The 19433-nt window shown below is 61.1% G+C and carries 16 protein-coding genes; 14 read left to right on the top strand and 2 right to left on the bottom strand.

Annotated features, from left to right (window positions below; translation table 11 throughout):
* Positions 1-37 precede the first annotated feature (37 nt).
* The 12 genes from wecB (at position 38) to I41_RS05315 (ending at position 14721) form a co-directional block, all read left to right on the top strand.
* Positions 38-1174 carry a non-hydrolyzing UDP-N-acetylglucosamine 2-epimerase gene (gene wecB, locus I41_RS05370; protein ID WP_145431568.1) on the top strand — a complete coding sequence of 379 codons (1137 nt, stop codon included), beginning with the start codon at positions 38-40 and terminating at the stop codon, positions 1172-1174.
* 573 nt (positions 1175-1747) lie between these two features.
* Entirely contained in the window at positions 1748-3298 is a 1551-nt protein-coding gene (locus I41_RS05365) for an MraY family glycosyltransferase (RefSeq protein WP_168206705.1), read from the top strand.
* Between the two features lie 61 nt (positions 3299-3359).
* Complete coding sequence (locus I41_RS05360) at positions 3360-4925, top strand: oligosaccharide flippase family protein (RefSeq protein ID WP_210421116.1); 1566 nt, start codon at positions 3360-3362, stop codon at positions 4923-4925.
* Between the two features lie 52 nt (positions 4926-4977).
* Positions 4978-5865, top strand: a complete 888-nt coding sequence (locus I41_RS05355; RefSeq protein WP_145431565.1) for an FkbM family methyltransferase — start codon at positions 4978-4980, stop codon at positions 5863-5865.
* Positions 5866-5885: 20 nt separating this feature from the next.
* The gene (locus I41_RS05350; RefSeq protein WP_145431564.1) at positions 5886-7169 is read left to right on the top strand and encodes a glycosyltransferase; all 1284 of its coding nucleotides are present in this window, start codon (positions 5886-5888) and stop codon (positions 7167-7169) included.
* A gap of 49 nt (positions 7170-7218) precedes the next feature.
* The gene (locus I41_RS05345; protein WP_145431563.1) at positions 7219-8088 is read left to right on the top strand and encodes a sulfotransferase; all 870 of its coding nucleotides are present in this window, start codon (positions 7219-7221) and stop codon (positions 8086-8088) included.
* Between the two features lie 102 nt (positions 8089-8190).
* Entirely contained in the window at positions 8191-9477 is a 1287-nt protein-coding gene (locus tag I41_RS05340; protein WP_145431562.1) for a hypothetical protein, read from the top strand.
* A gap of 32 nt (positions 9478-9509) precedes the next feature.
* Positions 9510-10751 carry a glycosyltransferase gene (locus I41_RS05335; protein ID WP_145431561.1) on the top strand — a complete coding sequence of 414 codons (1242 nt, stop codon included), beginning with the start codon at positions 9510-9512 and terminating at the stop codon, positions 10749-10751.
* Between the two features lie 12 nt (positions 10752-10763).
* Entirely contained in the window at positions 10764-11357 is a 594-nt protein-coding gene (locus I41_RS05330) for a WcaF family extracellular polysaccharide biosynthesis acetyltransferase (RefSeq protein ID WP_145431560.1), read from the top strand.
* Positions 11358-11470: 113 nt separating this feature from the next.
* Positions 11471-12418: a GDP-L-fucose synthase family protein gene (locus I41_RS05325; RefSeq protein ID WP_145431559.1), complete on the top strand. Its 948-nt coding sequence runs from the start codon at positions 11471-11473 to the stop codon at positions 12416-12418.
* Positions 12419-12473: 55 nt separating this feature from the next.
* The gene (gene gmd / locus I41_RS05320) at positions 12474-13532 is read left to right on the top strand and encodes a GDP-mannose 4,6-dehydratase (RefSeq protein WP_145431558.1); all 1059 of its coding nucleotides are present in this window, start codon (positions 12474-12476) and stop codon (positions 13530-13532) included.
* Between the two features lie 130 nt (positions 13533-13662).
* The gene (locus I41_RS05315) at positions 13663-14721 is read left to right on the top strand and encodes a glycosyltransferase family 9 protein (protein WP_145431557.1); all 1059 of its coding nucleotides are present in this window, start codon (positions 13663-13665) and stop codon (positions 14719-14721) included.
* Between the two features lie 58 nt (positions 14722-14779).
* Here I41_RS05315 and I41_RS05310 read toward each other — a convergent pair whose 3' ends face one another.
* Together I41_RS05310 and I41_RS05305 are read right to left on the bottom strand one after the other, a co-directional pair.
* The gene (locus I41_RS05310; protein WP_145431556.1) at positions 14780-15919 is read right to left on the bottom strand and encodes a glycosyltransferase family 4 protein; all 1140 of its coding nucleotides are present in this window, start codon (positions 15917-15919) and stop codon (positions 14780-14782) included.
* A 69-nt stretch (positions 15920-15988) separates the two neighbouring features.
* The gene (locus tag I41_RS05305) at positions 15989-16609 is read right to left on the bottom strand and encodes a DUF4254 domain-containing protein (RefSeq protein WP_145431555.1); all 621 of its coding nucleotides are present in this window, start codon (positions 16607-16609) and stop codon (positions 15989-15991) included.
* Between the two features lie 166 nt (positions 16610-16775).
* Between I41_RS05305 and I41_RS05300 the strand changes: the two genes are divergently transcribed.
* Both I41_RS05300 and I41_RS05295 read left to right on the top strand, forming a co-directional pair.
* Positions 16776-17684: a spermidine synthase gene (locus tag I41_RS05300; protein ID WP_145431554.1), complete on the top strand. Its 909-nt coding sequence runs from the start codon at positions 16776-16778 to the stop codon at positions 17682-17684.
* A gap of 131 nt (positions 17685-17815) precedes the next feature.
* Positions 17816-19432 carry a fused MFS/spermidine synthase gene (locus tag I41_RS05295; protein ID WP_145431553.1) on the top strand — a complete coding sequence of 539 codons (1617 nt, stop codon included), beginning with the start codon at positions 17816-17818 and terminating at the stop codon, positions 19430-19432.
* Position 19433 lies beyond the last annotated feature (1 nt).

Below are 19433 nucleotides of genomic sequence, written 5' to 3'. Positions count from 1 at the left end.
GGAATGACGATTAATCCTCACTCGGCATCACGGCAATATGGCTCGGCGGATTGCGGTATTCATCGGTACGCGGCCCGAAGCGATTAAGATGGCGCCGGTGATCGCCGCGTTGCGGCAGCATGCGGAGCTTGAGCCCTACGTCATCAACGCCGGACAGCATCGAGAGATGATTGAGCAGGTCGTCCGGTTGTTCGACATCAAGGTTGACGCCGACTTGGCCGCCATGGCGCCGAGCCAAACGCTGGCGGGGCTCACGTCACGACTCGTGGAGCGAATTGACGAGGCGCTTGCTGCTTCCAAGCCTGACATGGCGCTCGTCCAGGGCGACACGACCACCGTGCTCTGTGCCGCGTTAGCTTGCTTCTATCGCAAGATTCCATTTGGTCATGTCGAGGCCGGCCTTCGGACGGGCGACATTCGCACGCCGTTTCCCGAGGAGGCGAACCGTCGACTCGTCAGTCCGCTGGCAGACGTCCATTTCGCGCCGACGGAAAGGGCGCGGCGCGCGCTGCTGGCGGAACGGATTCCGGGGGAAACTGTCTTCGTCACGGGCAACACGGTCATTGACGCCTTGCTGAGCGAAGTGCGCCGGCAAGAGAATCGCGAGGTGCGCGACGGCTTGCACCGCGAGTTCGCCGAGTTGATCGGCGCTGATTGGCGCGACCGCCAGATAATTCTCGTGACGGGACATCGCCGTGAGAATTTTGGGGCGGGGTTCGAGTCAATTTGCACTGCGCTTGCGGAGTTGTCCAAACAGCGTCCCGACGCGCTGATCGTCTATCCGGTGCATCTCAATCCGCAAGTGAAGGATGTGGTTCATGCTCGTTTGGCTGGGCGCGTGAATATTCGGTTGATCCCGCCGCAGCCTTACTCGCAGTTTGTCGCGCTGGCGCAAGCCAGTACGATCATCCTCACCGATTCGGGCGGCGTTCAAGAAGAGGCGCCGTCGCTGGGGAAACCTGTGCTGGTGATGCGGGACTCCACCGAACGACCCGAGGGGGTGGAGGCGGGGGCGGTGAAACTGGTGGGTCCCCATGCCGAGCGGATTGTCGCCGAGACGTTGCGTCTGTTAACAGACCGAGCGGCGTACGACGCGATGGCGCGAGTGGCCAATCCGTATGGCGACGGCCGCGCTGCAGAGCGGATCGTTAAGATTCTGGAACGGCGGTTGTAGCGCGAGCAACTTCCAATGGGCCACCCGCGATACGGTGACCGACAAGTTGTCTCCACCACGTCGCCGCGAGCTGCGAGTTCCCATCAGCGAAACTGTCGCCGGCGTTACCGAGAATCAGCTGGCCTCGCCGGCTGGACGACGCTGACAGCACGCAGAATCGCACCAACCCCGTCGTTCAACGCAATCGTTGCAATCCTATCGGGCATCGTTGTAAATCCTCAACGAGCTTGGGGAGATGTTCCATTCGTTTGACATGTCCCCGGGGATTGGTAACGATAACAGCAGGGTTGAACGCGAGAACATATCGGCCTCAGGACGCGTCGCAACGTCTTATCTGATCAGCAATTGCAGCGACATACGTCGCGTGCAGCAGGATGATCGAAGACGGCGCCAGCGACGTCCATCGGGGCTTGGTCCGCCGATTGCTTTGGCGAGCCTTCCGCGTTGGATACGGCGCATGAGCGCCGGGGAACGATTCCCGACAGTCGGTCGAGGAATCGCAACAGTGCGATGACGTCGACGCCTACGATTTGCCACTAGAGGAGCTCGCACCGGATGCAGTACGTGCTAACGATGAGCTGCATTGCCGCAATCGTCAGCTATCCGCTGACGCATTTCGTGGCGTCGCTCGCTCAACGGTGGGGCTTCGTCGATCGCCCGGACGGCCATCACAAGAGCCATAAGAAGCCCGTCGCATTGGGCGGGGGGCTCGCCGTATTCCTAGCGGCGGTGGTGACGTTCGCCGTTGAGTATTTTTCGTCCGAGAATTTGCAAGAGTCCCTCCACGATAACGCCCCCTTCTTGTCGGGGCTGTTGCTGGCCTGCGGCTGGATCGTGGTCCTCGGCTTGATTGACGACCGCTATGGGATGAAGGGGCGCTACAAGCTCGTCGGCCAAACGATCGCGGCGCTGATCGTGATCGCGTCGGGCCTTGAGATCCAGGCTTTCTCGCTGTTTGGCCAGAAGATTCAGCTGGGATGGTTTTCGGTGCCGTTCACGCTGTTCTGGCTCGTTGGCGCGATTAATTCGTTGAACCTGCTGGATGGCATTGACGGATTGGCGACGACGATCGGGATCATCCTCTGCTCGGCCATTACGGTGATGGCGTTGTGGTTCGGGCAGCCCGCCGTGGCGATCGTCTCCGCGGTGTTCGCGGGCGCGCTCCTCGGTTTCTTGCGATTCAACTTTCCGCCGGCGACGATCTACCTCGGCGACGCCGGCAGCATGCTCATTGGCTTGATCGTCGGCTCGCTGGCGATCGGCGCGTCACTGAAAGGCCCGGCGACGGTTGCGATGGCCGCGCCGCTGGCGATCTGGTCGCTGCCGATGTTCGACTCGTTCATCGCCATCTTGCGACGTAAGTTGACGGGGCGAAGCATTTACGCCACCGATCGCGGACACCTCCATCACCGATTGATGGCTCGTTTCGGCAAGAACACCCGGGTGCTCGGCGTGGTGGCCCTTTGTTGCGCCGTGACGTGCACAGGCGCGCTGTTGAGCATGTTCATGCAGAATGACTTGCTGGCCGTCGGATCGGTCATGCTGGTGATCTGCATCTTGGTGGCGACGCAGATCTTCGGTCACGTCGAATTCTTAATGCTGGCCAATCGAATGAAATCGGTCGGCATGTCGGTCATCAAACCTTCGACGAAAAGCGGTTCATGGCAGTCGTCTGTGCGTCTGCAGGGGACGCGCGAGTGGGACATGCTATGGCAGTCGCTCATTGAGTACGCCGAGAAGTCGCAACTCGTCGAGGTGCTGCTCGACCTTAATTTGGCGGCCATTCAGGAGGCGTACCATGCCTCTTGGAAGCGACGCACTCGATGCGAGCGGCGGGAACTCTGGCGCACGGAAGTACCGCTGTTCGTAGACCAGCATGTTGTCGGCCGACTGACCGTCGCTGGCGAGCGTGAAGAAGGGCAGCCGGTTTGCGACATGGTAAGCCGGCTGATGGAACTGCTCGCTGTCTTGGAAGCGGACATCGTCAGCCTGGCGTCGACTCAACGACTTGAGGTCGCCGGTTCGCTGCCGGAGGTTGGTTCCACGAAGGGCGATCCTCTAGCCGCATCCGCCGCGTCGTCAATTCCCTCTTCGCCCCCTCCCCATGCGACGATCGCTCCTTAATCCGATCGTTGACATCCACCTTCTGCGCCGCATCGTTTTTTAGCCCCTTGAGATGCTTGCGATGCACGGCGATCCGCCACCGCCGACGTCTTCGGCGACGGTACCTGCGACGGGCTCGCTGGGAAAGGCCGTTGGTCGCGGCTTCTCCTGGTTGACGGTCAGCCTGGTCGCAGGAAAGTGCTTTGGCGCCATCGCCCAACTTCTCCTAGGCCGTTGGATTAGCGACGAACAGTTTCGCGACTTTGCGATTGTCGCGTCATTCGCGGCGGTAGTGAAAGTGTTTCAAGACGGCGGCGTGCCGCAGCTGCTGATCCAGAGGGGAAAAGACGAGTTTGACCGCCTGCTAGGCCCCGCTTTCTGGCTGAGTCTGGCATTTGGGATGTGCGGCGGTTTACTGCTGGCGGCTGCGGCTCCGTTTATCGCCGAATTTTACGAGACGCCCAAACTGGCGGAGTATCTGGGAGTCGTCGCCTGCACGCTTCCCCTCGGCGCGCCGGCGACCGTGCTACGCGCGAAGCTGCGCGTCGACTTGCGATTCAAGGCGATCGCCGTCATCGCTGTTTTCTGGTTCATGTTGCGTCAGTTCAGTGCCATCGGATTTGCGGCGCTGGGATGGGGCGTCATGGGGTTAGTGCTGCCGCTGTTGCTGGTGACGCTGTTCGAGTGGGCGGCTGCGTCTTACGCAACGCGGATCAAGCCGTGGCGGAGTTCGCCCGACGTGCGTGAATGGCCCGGGCTGTTGGGGAACTCGTTGTGGGTTATCGGGACTGCCATGGCGCGCGGGCTTTCGCGCAATGGCGACTATTTGGTCCTTGGACGGCTGGCCCCTGACGCGCTAGTCGGCAAGTACTTCTTCGGCTATCAAATCACTACACAGATCGTCGAGCTGCTCGCAACGAATCTGCAACACGTTCTCTTTCCGGCATTGAGCCGATTGGCCGACGATCCCGATCGGCAGTCGAAGGCGATCTTGCGGACGATCCGAATGCTAGTGTTCGTGGCAGCTCCCGTCAGTCTCGGCCTGGCGGTCACTGTTCGCCCTATCGTCGAAATGTTGGATGAGTCAATCTGGAATCACAAATGGGCGTCGGCGATTCCTCTAATGCAGATCTTCGCCGCAGCGGCTCCAGTGCGCATGTTCACGGACCTACTGACGGCCTCGCTATCGTCTCGGGGCGAATTTCGGAAGAGTGCATTAGTCACCTTCGGCGAAGGTCTCTGGCTGATGATTGCCGCGGCGACGGCTTACACCGCGTTCGGTGGCAGCCTTACTGCGTTGGCGGCATGCATCGCCGGGGCCCAAACTATTTTTAGCGTCGGTCTCTGCGCTATCATGCTTCGGCAGTTTGGCATCGGTCCCCTTCTCTTCTTCAGGGCCTTTCTGCCATCCTGGCTGCTATCGTTGGCGTCGGCCGCCGTGGCGGCGGGCGCGCTAAGTCTGCTGCCGGCGAGTTCCGGCAATCCGGTCAAGTTAGCCGTCGCCGCGACCGCCTACGCTTTGTCCTTCCTAGGACTAGCCCGTCAATTCCTGCGACACGATCTCGACGAACTGAGCAGGGTCATGCCGGGGCCGGTTGGACGTGCAATTCGGCGTGTCTTGCTGTTGCCTCGCCATGACGCAGCCTAAGATAGAGGGATCGAAACTGCCGCTGGCTTGACCTCAACTCCTGTGAACGACGATGTCTGTTCTCCGCACCCTGCGCAAGCTTACCTCTGGACCAATCAACCGCGATCGCAAGATGGCGGCTGTGTGGCGCTACGCCAAGTGGCAACTCGGGAGCCGACTCGTACCGGGCAAGGTACTGGTGGACTGGATTGACGGAGTTCAGTTCGTCGTTGGGCCTGGAGAGCACGGGCTCACCGGCAACGTCTATAGCGGACTCCATGAGTTCGACGACATGGCCTACGTGCTGCATGCGCTCGACGAGCACGATTGGTTCGCAGACGTGGGGGCAAACGCTGGTTCTTATACGTTGCTCGCATGCGGGGTCGCTGGTGCTCGGGGCTATTGCTTTGAACCGGTGCCGGCCACCTATCGAAAGTTGCTGCTCAACCTGGCAGTCAACGATTTGCTGGAGCGGGTGCATCCTCTGAACCAAGGCGTCGGTGCAGAGCCTGGCGTGCTGCGATTTACGTCCGGTTTAGACTGCACGAATCACGTCCTCGCCGCAGACGAAGTCGACGATCGCGCCATTGAGGTTCCGGTGGCCGCGCTCGATGACTCGATAGAGCACGTTCCAACTGTCATGAAGATCGACGTTGAAGGGTACGAGACGATGGTGTTGCGGGGCGCCCCCAAAACGCTGGCGAATCCTCAACTTAACTCGTTGCTCATCGAATTGAATGGCGCGGGCGACCGCTACGGATTTAGCGAGGACGCCCTGGCGACGACTATTAGAGAGTATGGCTTTCAGCCGATGCGGTACGAACCGTTGCGGCGCGAGCTAACCCCGCTTGGCGCGCCGCGCAACTCTTCGGGAAACACGCTCTACGTTCGCGACGTTGAGGCCGCTCTCCGCAAGATACAGGCCGCGCCTCGCCGTTGCATCCTCGGCAAAGACATTTAACGGGCCCGAGGAAGGCGTCGATGAGCGGCACCCCAAAGACCATTCTGACAATCGTCGCCAACGCACCGTCCCCGTATCGGATTGCGCAGCACCTGCGGATCGTGGACGAACTGGGCGACGAAGTCGAGCTGTGGTCGGTCTTTCTCAACGAGCACAATTGGCAGCCTTGGAATCACGCCTTACCGCCCTCAATTCGGCCCGTTGTCTTCGGCCCTGGCGAGACCGCTGGCCGGAAGTCGGGGCCAATGGCTATCTGGCACGACTGGCGCAAGGCTGGTCAAGTGATTCGCTGGCTCAAGGAGCACCGCGTCGACGCCGTCATCACGGCAGGATGCAATAGTCTCGGTCTCCTGCGTCTGATCTCCTGGTGTCGGCGGGCAGGCACCCCCAATTTCATGTTCGCCGACTCAAATTTTCACGGGGATCGCGTCACCGGTTGGCGGCGCTGGATCAAACGCCGCTATCTGAGTCGGGTCGTCAGCAATCTGACCGGACTGATGCCATGCGGGGAGTACGGTCGGCGCTACTTTGAACCTTACGGCGGCGCGGCGAAGCCATGTTTTTTCATGCCGCACGAGCCCGACTATCGGCGGATATTCGATGTCACCGACGCGGACCGTGATCGAGTTGAAACAAAGTTTCAGCTCCAAAAGAATCGGCGACGGTTCATCTACTCCGGGCGTCTTGCGCCGGTGAAGCGGGTCGACACGCTGATCGACGCCTTCGCAAAGATCGCGACGGAGCGCCCGGACTGGGATCTGCTCATCATCGGCGGCGGACCGCTGGAGGCGGAGCTGAGGGATCGCGTGCCTGCCAGTTTGTCGGAGCGGGTCGCGTGGACGGGCTTCATCGACGACCCGCAGGAACTCGCCGTCCTATACACCTGCGGCGAGGTATTCATCTTGCCGAGCAGTTACGAACCCTGGGCTGTCGTCGTTTGCGAGGCAGCTGCGGCGGGCCTGGCGATCATCGCGAGCGAGGTCGTTGGCGCCGCGGGAGAACTATGTCGAAACGGCGTGAATGGCAGTACGTTTCCCGCGGGAGACGTCGACGCCCTAGCGGCGGCGTTAATCGACGTGACGGCCGACGATGATCGATTGCGACACGCGCGACTGGCGTCCCTTAAGCTTCTCGATGACTGGCGGCGACGCGGCGACCCAGTGCAGGGGGTGCGCTTGGCGCTTGCCCACTCCCAGTTGCTCCCTCTGCCGCCTCCGGTGGAACCGACTCCTGCGACGCCGACGATCTTGGGCGGCGTAGGCGCCGCGGCTGGCGGCAGTCCATCGACCGGTAGCGGCGGCTAACTTAGAGAGACTTCAACGTCAGTCGATTCGTAAATTCTCCGGTGTTGATATGCCGCTTCCCAACGTCTTGATCATCGGCGCCATGAAGGCTGGGACGACCAGCCTGTACATGGACGTCGCCGACCGCCGGGGAGCGTTTCTTGCCCAAGACAAGGAGCCGCATGCTTTGTGCAGCGACGACGTGCTGACGCCCGCCGGGCTGGCCGCCTATGCTGCCAACTACGCGAATGCTCCGGAGGGCGCCATTTGCTGCGATGCGTCCACCGGCTACGCCAAACGACCGGACTCTGAGGGCATCGTCGAGCGTGCCGCGCGCGTGCTACCGGCCGGGTTCAAAGCCGTCTACATGGTTCGCCACCCGATCGACCGGATTATTAGCCAGCATCATCACGAGTATGTTGACGGAATTGTCGGCCCGCAAATCGACCGCGAGGTGCGCCGACACGCTCGCTATATTCACTACAGTCGCTACGCCTATCAACTTGAACCCTGGTTGGCCCAGTTGGGACCCGACCGGGTTCGCGTGATTCGTTTTGAGGATTATGTCAGTCGTCGCGCCGAGACAGTGGCTGACTTGTTGGGATTCCTCGGCTTAGCGGCGGATCATGGGGCCGGAGGCGAGGCGCGAGTCTACAATAAGAGCCAGGGGAAGCCGGTCAGCGGGCCCCGCTGGGACGCGTTCAGGCAAAGCAGTGCGTATCGCCGTTGGCTGCGGCCCTTGGCCCCGCCCAAACTGCGATTGGCGCTGCAACGGTTGATTCTGCCGAAAGCAACGGCCCAACTCGCCCCGCCCACTGAAGAAACGCTATCCTTTCTGCGAGAAGAGCTTCGAAACGACGTCGGTCTGTTGGAGCGAACGCTCGGGCGGTCGCTGCAGTGGTCCGGCTTTGAAACTGCGCATTCCACCGCAGAGAAATGAACGCGTCGAAATTCAGTTGAGCAAGTCACGGCGACCGGTAAAGCTGCGATGGCATTAACGATAGCACTTTTTTGGGTTCTCGCCGTTGGTATAGGCATTCTCGTGCTTTATCAAGGGCTTACGCGCAGCGTTGATTTATTCAGCATTCGCAACATCTATCTGGCGGGGTTCGTCGTCTACCAGATTGTTAGCCCGGCATCGGCTCTGCGCTCGGAATCTTATTCCGGCTTCAACATCATTGATCCGAGCAAGGCGGCCAAATGGTTCTTGATGTTCGATTACCTGTTCGTGCTCCTATTTTTGCTGAGCTATCATCGCTTTGGCATTGCGAATTGGTTCGCGCAAAAACTGACCAAGGGACCGGCGACGGCGAGCGACTCGCTGCTGACGGGCCTCGCCATTTCGATCGTCATCGCCGCCCTGGGATTTCGCGTCGTCGGTTACACGGTCCCGGCTTTGAGCGCCGTCAGCATTAACACTTGCATTGCGCTTGTCTCAGCGGCGTGCGCGGTCACGGGGTGGATCTGGGCCGCGCGGCGCGTAAATCCTGCCGTGCTCATCTTGGTCGCGTTTGTCGTGGGAGTGAGTTTGGTGGTCACGCTCGGCGGCTTCTACTCGCGTCGACCGCTGATCAGCGTGATGGCAGGCTTTGCTTGGGGGGCTTACCATCGTTGGGCCAAGAACCTGTCGCCGACGCAGTTGCTGATCAGCGCGACGCCGCTGGTGCTCATTGCGGGGCTCGTCGTGAGCGCATTCACGGCAATTCGCAGCCATCAAACCAGCTCCACCGACGCACAAGGCACTCTGCAGCAGATGAAGGGCGCCAATGTCTCCGCCGGGACGAGCGACCTGTTGAGCGGGCAGTCGGTCGGTTCGGCAGCGCTCTGGATTCTGGACACCTTTCCCCGGGATCATAAATATGATCCGCTCTTCAGCTTGAAATACATGGGATATTGGTGGGTCCCGCGCGTGCTTTGGGATAGCAAGCCCGAACCACTCTCGAAAAACGTCGCAAATTTGGCCAAGTTACGCGGCGTCAACCGGGATGTGATTACGATTCCTCCGGGCGTGATTGGCTACGCAGGGGCGGAGGGGGGATTCTATGCGGTCGTCATCTACGCTTTCTTCTTCGGACAATTCACGCGGTTCTTCGACCAACTGGTTCGGCTGAATCCCGGAAACCCTTACATTATCCTGCCCGTTGGCTGCTCAACCGGTCAGTTTCTGGGGCTCGCGCGCGGCGATATTGCCATCTTTACAAACGTCGCTCTCATCGGGTTCGTGTTCTCGTTCCTGTTGATTTATTTCACGTCGATGGGTTTCGGCCGATCGCGAGACGCAAGAGAAATCCCGGAGTGGTCTCGCGCGCCGCGACCCCTGCGACGTTAGCGCCGGCCGGCTTCTCGAACCTGCGAATTGACGTGTCGAAGACTGCGACGACGAAACCGCTCAGTTGCGTTCACTTTATCGAAGCGATTCGATCTGAGTTGGGGGGCGTCGTATCAGCGGTCGTAGACATGTGCGACGCCATGTCGTCGCGAGGCCACCGCGTGGTCGTGGCAACGTGCGACGACGCTGATGCACCGGCCGAATGGCGTTCTGCAGCGAAGGATCAGCCGCAACTGGTCAGGCTCTCGACCTCCAGACTAACCAAACGACTGATCGGCGCCGCCGGACACGCGCACTTCGCTGGTCTGGCGGCAGATGCCGACGTTGTCCACCTCCACACGCCGTGGAGCCCCGGCAACTATCAGCTTGCGCGACTGCTCCGTCGCGCGCGAGTTCCCTATCTCGTGAGCGTGCATGGAATGCTCGACCACTATTGCATGCGTACCAAGCCCGTGAAGAAGCACGCGCTTTTGCGTTTAGGAGGGCGGCGGTTGTTTCGTGACGCGTCGGTCGTTCACTTCACAGCCGAGGAAGAGAGATTACAGGCCTCGCATTACATTCCCGTCGGCGATCGAGGCGTCGTCGAGCCATGCCTGGTTGATCTGAGTCCGTACGATCGGTTGCCTGGTCCGCAGTTGGCCTTTCAAACTTTCCCGCAGTTCAGCCCCGTTGCGCCCAAGATCCTGTTTCTCAGTCGCGTCCATCCCAAGAAAGGAATCGATTTGCTGCTGCGGGCCGTCGCCTCGCTCCAGGATCGCTGGCCCGATTTCCAGCTCATCATCGCAGGCCCGGGCGAGGACCGTTACGTCGCCGAACTTACTCGACTCGCCGCGGAGCTCAAGATCGGTAACCAGACGTTTTTTCTAGGTATGGTCCGCGGCGAATTGAAGTTGTCGCTCTACGAGACCGCCGACGTGTTTGTCCTGCCGACGCACCAGGAGAACTTCGGCTTGGTGCTACCGGAAGCAATGGCCTGCGGGGCGCCTGTCGTTACGACGCGCGGCACCGACATTTGGCGCGAGTTGCAACAAGGAGGGGTGAGCATCGTTGAGAACGCTCCTCAAGCCATCGCGGCGAGCATCGCTGAGATTCTCGGCAATCCGGCAAAAGCCGAAGCGATGCGCCTTCAGCAACAGACCTTTGTGCGGCAATGGCTCGACGGCGACCGACTAGCGGCTGGATATGAAGCGATGTATCGCGGCGCGATCGCCCGCGGCCCGGCTCCGTTCGCAACGGTCGCCGATCGAACGTGCGATTCCAAGCGGACGGCGTAAATGAGCACCGAGATGCACCAACCGCCCTTGTCAGCCGAGACGACGTCTTCATGGGTCGATCTATCCGGCTACGAAAACTCGAACTTCGATCCGGGACGCGGTCGCGTCGTGCGGACGCTGTGGTACTTCTGCAGCTTGGTCTTCTTTGAAGGGGGCTGGCTGCCAGTGAGCAGTCTCAAGGTGCGACTATTGCGTCTGTTCGGGGCGCGCATTGGACGCGGAGTCGTCATCAAACCGCATGTGCGCATCAAGTTTCCTTGGCGGCTCGCCGTAGGCGACCATTGTTGGATCGGGCAGGAGTCGTGGCTCGACAATATGGTCGACGTCGAGATTGGAAACCATGTTTGCATCTCGCAGTTGACGTACCTCTGCACCGGAAGTCACGACCATCGCCGCCGAACATTCGATCTGCTTCCGGCCCCCATTCGAATTGGAGACGGGGCCTGGATCGCGGCTCGTGCAACGATCCTTCCCGGCGTGCGCGTGGGAGCCAACGCCCTCGTGGCGAGCGGCAGCGTCGTTGCCCGAGACGTGGAGGCAGCCCAAATTGTCGGCGGCGTCCCGGCCAGGGAGATGGGTCGTCGCGAGCCGCCGGCAGGCGCCTAATTGCCCACAGATTCGTTATGATTCGCTGATCCGGGGCGGTATTTCCTCGCCGCGCGCAAAACGAGGCCCCCGGGCGTTAACTCCCCCTACCCGGTCGCTTATACTCAGTTGCTATGATCGACCGCAATGCACCCATCTTTGTCACCGGCCATCGCGGCATGGTCGGCTCGGCGCTTGTCCGCCGGCTGAAGTCGGCGGGGTTTGGGAACATCCTCACAGCAACGCGTTCAGAGCTGGATCTCCGCGAGCAGGCGGCAGTCGACTCGTGGTTCGACTCACATCGGCCAGCGCACGTTATTCACGCGGCCGGCACCGTCGGTGGCATTCAAGCGAATGCCACCCGCCCCGCCGAGTTTTTGTACGATAACTTGATGATCCACGCGACTGTGCTGCACGCGGCCTATCGCACGGGCGTCGAAAAGCTTCTCTACCTCGGCAGCTCTTGCATCTACCCGCGCGACTGTCCGCAGCCGATCAAAGAGGAATACCTCCTGACCGGGCCCTTGGAAAAAACGAACGAAGCCTATGCGGTGGCAAAGATCGCCGGCTTGAAGTCGTGTGAAGCCTACCGCAAGCAATATGGCTGTCGGTTCATTTCGGCGATGCCGACGAACCTCTACGGGCCGAACGATAACTTTGATCTCACCAGTTCACACGTCGTCCCGGCGCTGATCCGCAAATTCCACGAGGCGCGCATCAACGGCGCCGCGGAGGTGGCAGTCTGGGGATCCGGCCGGCCGCGACGAGAGTTTCTGCACGTCGACGATCTGGCGGATGCGTGCCTCTTTCTGATGGACAACTATGAAGGCGAAGAAACAATCAACGTCGGCTCGGGCGAAGATCTCACGATTGCCGCCCTGGCAGAGCTTATCCGGGACGCGGTTTGCCCTGGCGTAAGAATTGCGTTTGACGCTAGCATGCCCGATGGTACGCCGCGAAAGCTGCTCGACGTTTCGAAGCTGCGCGCTCTCGGTTGGCGACATCAGACGGCGCTCGCCGAGGGATTGGCCTCGGCCTATGAATGGTATTGTTCCCGCGTCGCGGTCGCCGCCGCAAGCTGAGACGCCCCTTGTCCCGCCTACGCCGACGCCCTGAAAGGCGTCAGAAGAATTGCCCATGTCATCGTCCGCCACCCCGCGTAAAACCGCACTCATCACTGGCATCACCGGTCAAGACGGCTCGTACCTTGCCGAGTTGTTGCTTGAAAAGAATTACGAAGTGTGGGGCATCATTCGCCGCAGCTCGTCATTTAACACGGGCCGCATCGACCATCTCTACCGCGACCCGCACGAATCCGAGGTTCACCTGCGGCTGGTTTACGGCGACCTGAGCGATGCCTCGAGCATCAATCAGATCCTGAAGAAGGTGCGGCCGGACGAAATTTACAACCTGGGCGCTCAGTCGCACGTCAAGGTGTCGTTCGACGTTCCGGAGTATACCGGCGACGTGACTGGCCTGGGGGTTACGCGGTTGCTCGAAGCGATACGAGAACTGGGCTTGAATGCGAGATTCTACCAAGCCTCGTCCTCGGAGCTTTACGGCAAGGTCGTCGAAACGCCGCAGACCGAGCGCACGCCGTTTCATCCGCGAAGTCCCTATGCGGCAGCCAAGGCCTATGCCTTCTACATCACGCAGAACTACCGCGAGTCGTACGACATGTTTGCCGTCAACGGCATCCTGTTCAATCACGAGTCGCCGCGCCGCGGCGAGACCTTCGTCACGCGCAAGGTAACGCGGGCAGCCGCCCGAATCAAACTGGGCCTGCAGGCAAAGCTTTATCTGGGGAATCTCGACGCTAAGCGCGATTGGGGATTCGCCGGCGACTACGTCGAAGCAATGTGGCTGATGCTGCAAGCCGAGAAGCCTGACGACTACGTCGTCGCCACTGGCGAAACCCACTCAGTCCGCGAGTTCTGCGAAGTGACCTTCAAGCACATTGGCATGCCGATCACGTGGGAAGGGGAGGGCGTCCATGAGCGGGGCATTGGACCTGATGGACGCACGCTGATCGAGATCGACCCCCGTTATTTCCGACCGGCCGAAGTCGACCTGCTGCTGGGCGACGCGTCGAAGGCGCGCCGCGAGTTGAACTGGCAGCCCAAGGTAACGTTTGCCGGCTTGGCAAAGATGATGGTCGAGGCTGACCTCAAGAACGAGACTGAGCATCCGCGCTGAACGCAAGTCGACCGAGCCAGGCGCCCTCGAAAGTTTCGTGCATCGCTCGACGGGCGGGAGAGTGCCCCGTGGCGATCGTTCTTCCCAGTTTGTCTTGTTCCGTGGAGCGGGGGCTGATAGCCTTCCCGCCATGTCTTCTTCTGCACCGCTCGGCGTCATGCCGCGTATTCTTATCGTTCGGCTATCGGCCCTCGGCGACGTGATTCACGGGGCGCCAGTCGCCTGTGCTTTACGCGACGCCTTTCCCCAGGCGACCATCGGCTGGGTCGTCGAAGGACGCACAGCGGAGCTGCTGGAAGCTCACCCCGCCATCGATCATGTGATTCGCGCCCCGCGCGGCTGGCTCAAGTCACCGCGGGCGGTGCTAGCACTTCGACGCGAGCTGCGGGCGCACCGCTTTGAGATCGCCATCGACCTGCAATGCCTCACCAAGAGTGCGATCGCGGCGAAATTGAGCGGCGCTCCGCGACGGATCGGTAAAGCGGGCAGCGACGGGCGAGAGTTGAGCAAGTTTTTTCACAACGAGCTCGTGGCGGTGGGCGGCGAACATGTGATCGATCACTACCTCGAAATGCTCGCCCCGCTAGGCGTCACGTCGCCGCGGGTCCATTTCGATCTGCCTGAGCGGGCATCCGACGGCTCGCTAGCAGAGCAAATCCTGCATAGCGAACAACTACCGCGCGGCCGCTTCGCCGTTCTTAATCCAGGAGCAGGCTGGCCCTCGAAGATTTGGCCGCCCGAGCGATACGGCGAACTCGCCCGACGCCTGTTCAGCGACCTCGGTATCCCAACGCTTGCCGTCTGGGGCCTTCCGGACGAAAAGGCGTTGGCTGCGACGATTGTCCGAGCTAGCGCCGGGGCAGCTCGCTTGGCGCCGCCGACTTCGGTACTCGAACTCGGCGCCGTGTGTCGTCGGGCCGGGCTGTTCGTCGGCTCCGACACCGGACCAATGCACCTGGCCGTCGCCGTTGGGACGCCGACGATCAGTCTCCATGGTCCGAGTATGGCCAACTGGTGCGGCGCCTACGGGCCCGAGAACGTTCGGCTCCAGATCCGCTACGAGGCAGGCTCAGCTCAACAGCGACGTCAGGCTGACGACTCGGCGATGCGTGAAATCTCGGTGGAGATGGTCTTCGCAGCTTGCCGGCGCCTGATTGAAACCAATCATGCACAACGGTGCGCGTCGTGAGCCACAACGTCGCGAGCGCACTCGAGTGAGGGCGCTCCGGCAGGTCGCTGACCTGCGGCTACGACAGAACGCGTTCCCAGACGCCTTCCAGCGTGGCGATGAAGCGCGACCAAGAGAAAACCTCACGAGCCCGCTCGTGGCCTGCTTGACCCATGCTGCGCGCTAAGTCGCGGTTTCCCAGCAGTCCAATAATCGCCTCGCCAATCGCGCGGCTATCGCCCACCGGGGTGAGTATTCCCGTCTCGCCGTCGGCAATTGACTCCGGCGCTCCGCCGGCGCGGCAAGCGACGATCGGTTTGGCCAAAAGCGCTGCTTCGATGTAGGCGAGCGCACAAGGCTCTCGATGAGACGGCAACGCCATCACGTCGATGGCGTTCATGACGTCGCACGCATCGCGGCGGAAGCCGGCGAAGCGAACCTGCTTCAAGTACCCGCCCGCGCGGGCCGTCTGTTCGAGCTCGTCCCGCAGCGGCCCCTGCCCCATGATCCAGAATTGGGCATTGGGAACTTGTGCGAGCACCTGCGGCATGGCGGCGAATAGTTCGCGGTAGCCCTTCTTCACCGAAAGGTGGGCGAACGTGCCGACCACTGGCGTGCGGGCGTCTGCGCCAAATTCCGCTCGCACCGCCAATGGGTCGCGCTGCGGGCGATATTCGTCGGCCTCCAGTGCGTTCATGAGCACCGTGATTTTATCCGGTGAGATCCCTTGGGCCACCAAATCGTCGCGCACGGCGCCAGAGACGGCTAGCAAGTGGCTCTGGCGGCGGTGCCAGCGCGCCGACGTAAAACCTTGCACGTGACCGATTGACTTGGGACCGCCGCAGGCTTCGAGCCAGCCAGCCCACCAACTGGCGGTCGACAGGGTCGACTGGACCAGATCGACGCGATGCTGCCGCGCCGCCCGGGCGATTCGTGAAATCGCCATGAAATTGACTTTGCCGCCGATGCGTCCCCGCTCGACCGAAAGCCCCTTCTCGAGCATGTGTTCGATCGCGGGCGAATCGTGCTTTACCAGCACAGGCAGTTCGTGCCCGCGGGCGCGCATGCGGCGCGTCAGCCGCACCAGCTGCATCTCGGCGCCCGACATGTGCGACGGAGTGATCACCTGCAGGACGCGACGGCAGTTCACGACGCGCGACGCAATCGCCGCCGCCATTTGTGCCCGCCGAGCTTGTGAGGCCGAAGTGACCGTCGCCATGTCATTTGGTTCCGAAATGTTGGAGGTCGCGGCGCGGCGATTGTGCCGCTTCGCTGCGGGCAGCTCCGTTTACGCGACGTGCTTTTTTCCAGTTTGGTAAAGATAAGGATTCAGCGTCGCGTCGTTGTACATCTTCATCTGCCGGTAAACCTTTAGGATCTTGCGCCCGGCCGCCAAATCAGCGAGATGTTCGGCCAAAGACTGCGAAAGATCCTTCTGCTGGAGTCGGCAACGGGCGATCCGCTGCTGCACGCGCTCGATATGGGCCTCGTCGACGTCGGTTCGCTCCAGCTGTTCTTCCAGATGGAAGATTCGCAGCGACATGATCGACAGCCGGTCAATTGACGAACCAGGCGTTTCGGTATTGAGCTTCGCGCCTGCCGCCGGCTTGACGCTAGCTTCGGCGAGCAGTTCAAGAAATGCTTCGTCAATCCGCTCGATCCAGTCATTGCGCTGTTGGTTGTAGCCGTCGATGGCCCGCTTCACCATGGCGATACGGGCGTTGGAAACATCGGGGCTACGCGCAATATCCTCTTCGTGCCAGAGGAGAAAGTTGTATTGATGCTGCTGGCAAACGGCGCCGAGGAAGTCGGCGTACGCGTTGTCTGGCTCGACTTGATGCCAGCGAACGACCGTCTCGCGGTGGAGCTTATTGACGGCCTTGACAATCCGTTTGGGGTCGAATCGCATAGCTTACTCAAACTGCGGAGACATGGTCGCCCTGGTCGTAAGACGCCGCGTGCGGGCGGCGAGAGGGGGCGAATTTTAGAAAGGCGCACAGCTCGTCACAAGATCAGCCATGGGAAGCCCGAGCGTGCCATAGGCCGAAAAGGCGCCGTCAATTAGACTGCTAGCCATGGAAGACGCTGCAATAACCCGCCATCGACGCGGCCCGTTGCTGGCGACAGCCGTGGTCGGCTGGCTGCTAGCAGCGACAGGCCTACCCGCAGTCGCTGTGGCGCAATCGGCGCGGACCGCGCTGGAAAACGCCGCCGGACAGCTTGAGTACGACGGCCAGAGCGATTACTCGCACATCCGCATCCGCCGTCGCGGTCCGATTCGCTCGATGATCTTCGTCCGCGACGCGGGTGAAGAAGTCCTCGAAACTCAAATGGATCTGCGCCGTCCCGCTGATCTGAAATTCGAGTATTTGCGGTACCTGTTTGCCAGTTATCTGTTCCAGCCCGAGCCCAAGCGGGTGTTAATCGTCGGACTCGGCGGCGGCAGCATGGTTCACTACCTGCAGCAAACCGACCCCGGCGTGAAGATTGACGCCGTGGAGATTGACCCGCTGGTGGTGAAAATCGCCGCTGAGATGTTCGGCACGAAACCGGCAGAGAACGTCAAGATCGTCACGGCCGACGGGTTCAAGTTCATCGCCGCGGCGCAGGACCAGACGTATGACGTGATCTACATGGATGCCTTTCTCAAACCCTCGGCCGACACCGACGGCACCGGGGCCCCGCTGGCGCTGCGGACGCAGCAGTTTTATAAGCAACTCCAGCAAAAGCTCAAACCGGGCGGGGTCGTGGCGTTCAATCTGAACCCTCACGCCGACCTCGATGCGGACGTTCGCGGCCTGACGGAAGCGTTTCCGCAGCTGTACGTTTTTCCGCTGTCGCAGTTCAACGGCTTGGTGGCGATTGGCGCCATCGATTCGAAACGGCTCGAGCCAAACGATCTCGCCCGCCGCGGGCGAGACTTGAATCGCCGGTTCAAGTCGTCGCTCGACTTCCAAGAGATGGCCCGTCGGCTCAAGCGTTAGTCGCTCTCCGCGTGGAGCGAGTGGACGTCGCCGAGGGGCGGAACAATCAAAAGTCGCGACCGCAACGCGGCGCGAACCCTCGGCGCAACCGAGGACTGAAACACAACACGACACTCGGAGTAGAGCATTCCATGGCGGCGAAACAGCATACGGAACCTTCTCTCGAAACTGGGCCCGCACGAACGGCCAGTCGCACGAGCTTCTCACTGCTGCCGCCTTCACTCGGCCTCAAGCTCCTCGTCCTCACCTCCGGCGCCGTGCTGATGGGACTTGAGATCGTCGGCAGCCGGATCCTCGCGCCGTATTTCGGCAATTCGGTGTTTGTGTGGGGCAGCCTCATTTCACTGTTTCTGATTGCGCTGAGCGTCGGTTACTACATTGGCGGCGGGCTTTCGGATCGGTATCCGTCGCGGGCGCTGCTCAGCGGAATCATCCTCGTGGTCGCCGCGCTCATGTTTTTGATCGTCGCCATCGGGCAACCCGTCTGTGATGCGATCTTACGCGCCAACTTTGGCGAGAAATCGGGTCCGTTTTTCGCCGGCTCCATACTCTTCTTACTCCCCAGCATCGGGATGGGGATGGTCTCGCCGTTTGCGATTCGTTTGGCGACGGCGACCGTCGCATCGGTGGGCAAGACCTCCGGCACGCTATACGCGCTTTCAACGCTGGGGAGCATCATCGGCACGATGCTCACGACGTTCGTCCTGATCCCCAACTTTGGCGCGGGCGCCATTCTGAAGGGACTCGCCGGCGTACTCGCGCTCGTCGCCTTAGGAACATTCCCGTTCGGGAGCGGCGGTTCAGCAATCCGCGGCAGTTTGGCCATCCTCGCAGCCATCGCGGCGGGCTTTTTCGGTCTCGGCGATTTGCGAGCCGCATCGCTTCCCGTCGGGAGCGATTTAGTTCGCGAGATCAACACGCCGTACCATCACATTTCAGTGATCGACAACCAGGTACAAGGGCGTCGCGAATTGAAGTTTGACAGGTTCACAGAAAGCGCCATCGAACTTAGCGAGCCGCATCGTTCCGAGAGCGAGTACACCAAGTACTTCCATCTCGCCTTCCTACCGCAGCCAAAGATTCGCCGTGCCCTGTTCATCGGCGCGGGCGGCGGCGTGGGGCCCCGGGCGTTCCACCAGCACGACCCGACGATGGAGATCGACGTGGTCGACATCGATCAGGCGGTGCTCGACGTCGCGCGCAGCGATTTCTACCTGCCCGAAAGTGAGAACATTCGCACCATCGCCGCCGACGGTCGCACATTCGTCCGCAACGCGACCGATGGCCGCTACGACGCCATTTTTCTCGACGCGTTCACGATTGGCGGCCGCATTCCGTTCCACTTAGTCACGCGCGAGTTCTTCCAACTTTGCCGCCAGAAACTCGCCCCTGGCGGCGTCTTCGTGATGAACATCAACAGCGCCGTTCGCGGCAAGAACGCGGAGATTTTCGAGTCGATGTACGCGACGCTGTCCGAGGCATTTCCGCAAGTGCACGTATTCGCCATCGGCAAACAGCAAGGGCTCGCCGACCAGTCGACGAATGTGATTCTCGTCGCGGTCAACAGTGATCAACCTCTGAATGCTGAAGAATGGCTAGCGAAAGCCGCCGCCTACGAATCGGCGTCATACGTCGGCAACGTGGAGGTGCGCCGCATGATTGGCGATCTGTTGACGACGATTCCAGAGAGGAAGCAGGCCACGCTGTTCACCGACGACTACGCGCCAATCGAGACGATGTCGTTTTAGT

It is taken from the genome of Lacipirellula limnantheis (assembly GCF_007746075.1).
GTDB lineage: Bacteria > Planctomycetota > Planctomycetia > Pirellulales > Lacipirellulaceae > Lacipirellula > Lacipirellula limnantheis.
Note: the sequence above shows the minus strand (reverse complement) of the source record. Positions and strands in the feature narration are given on the sequence as shown.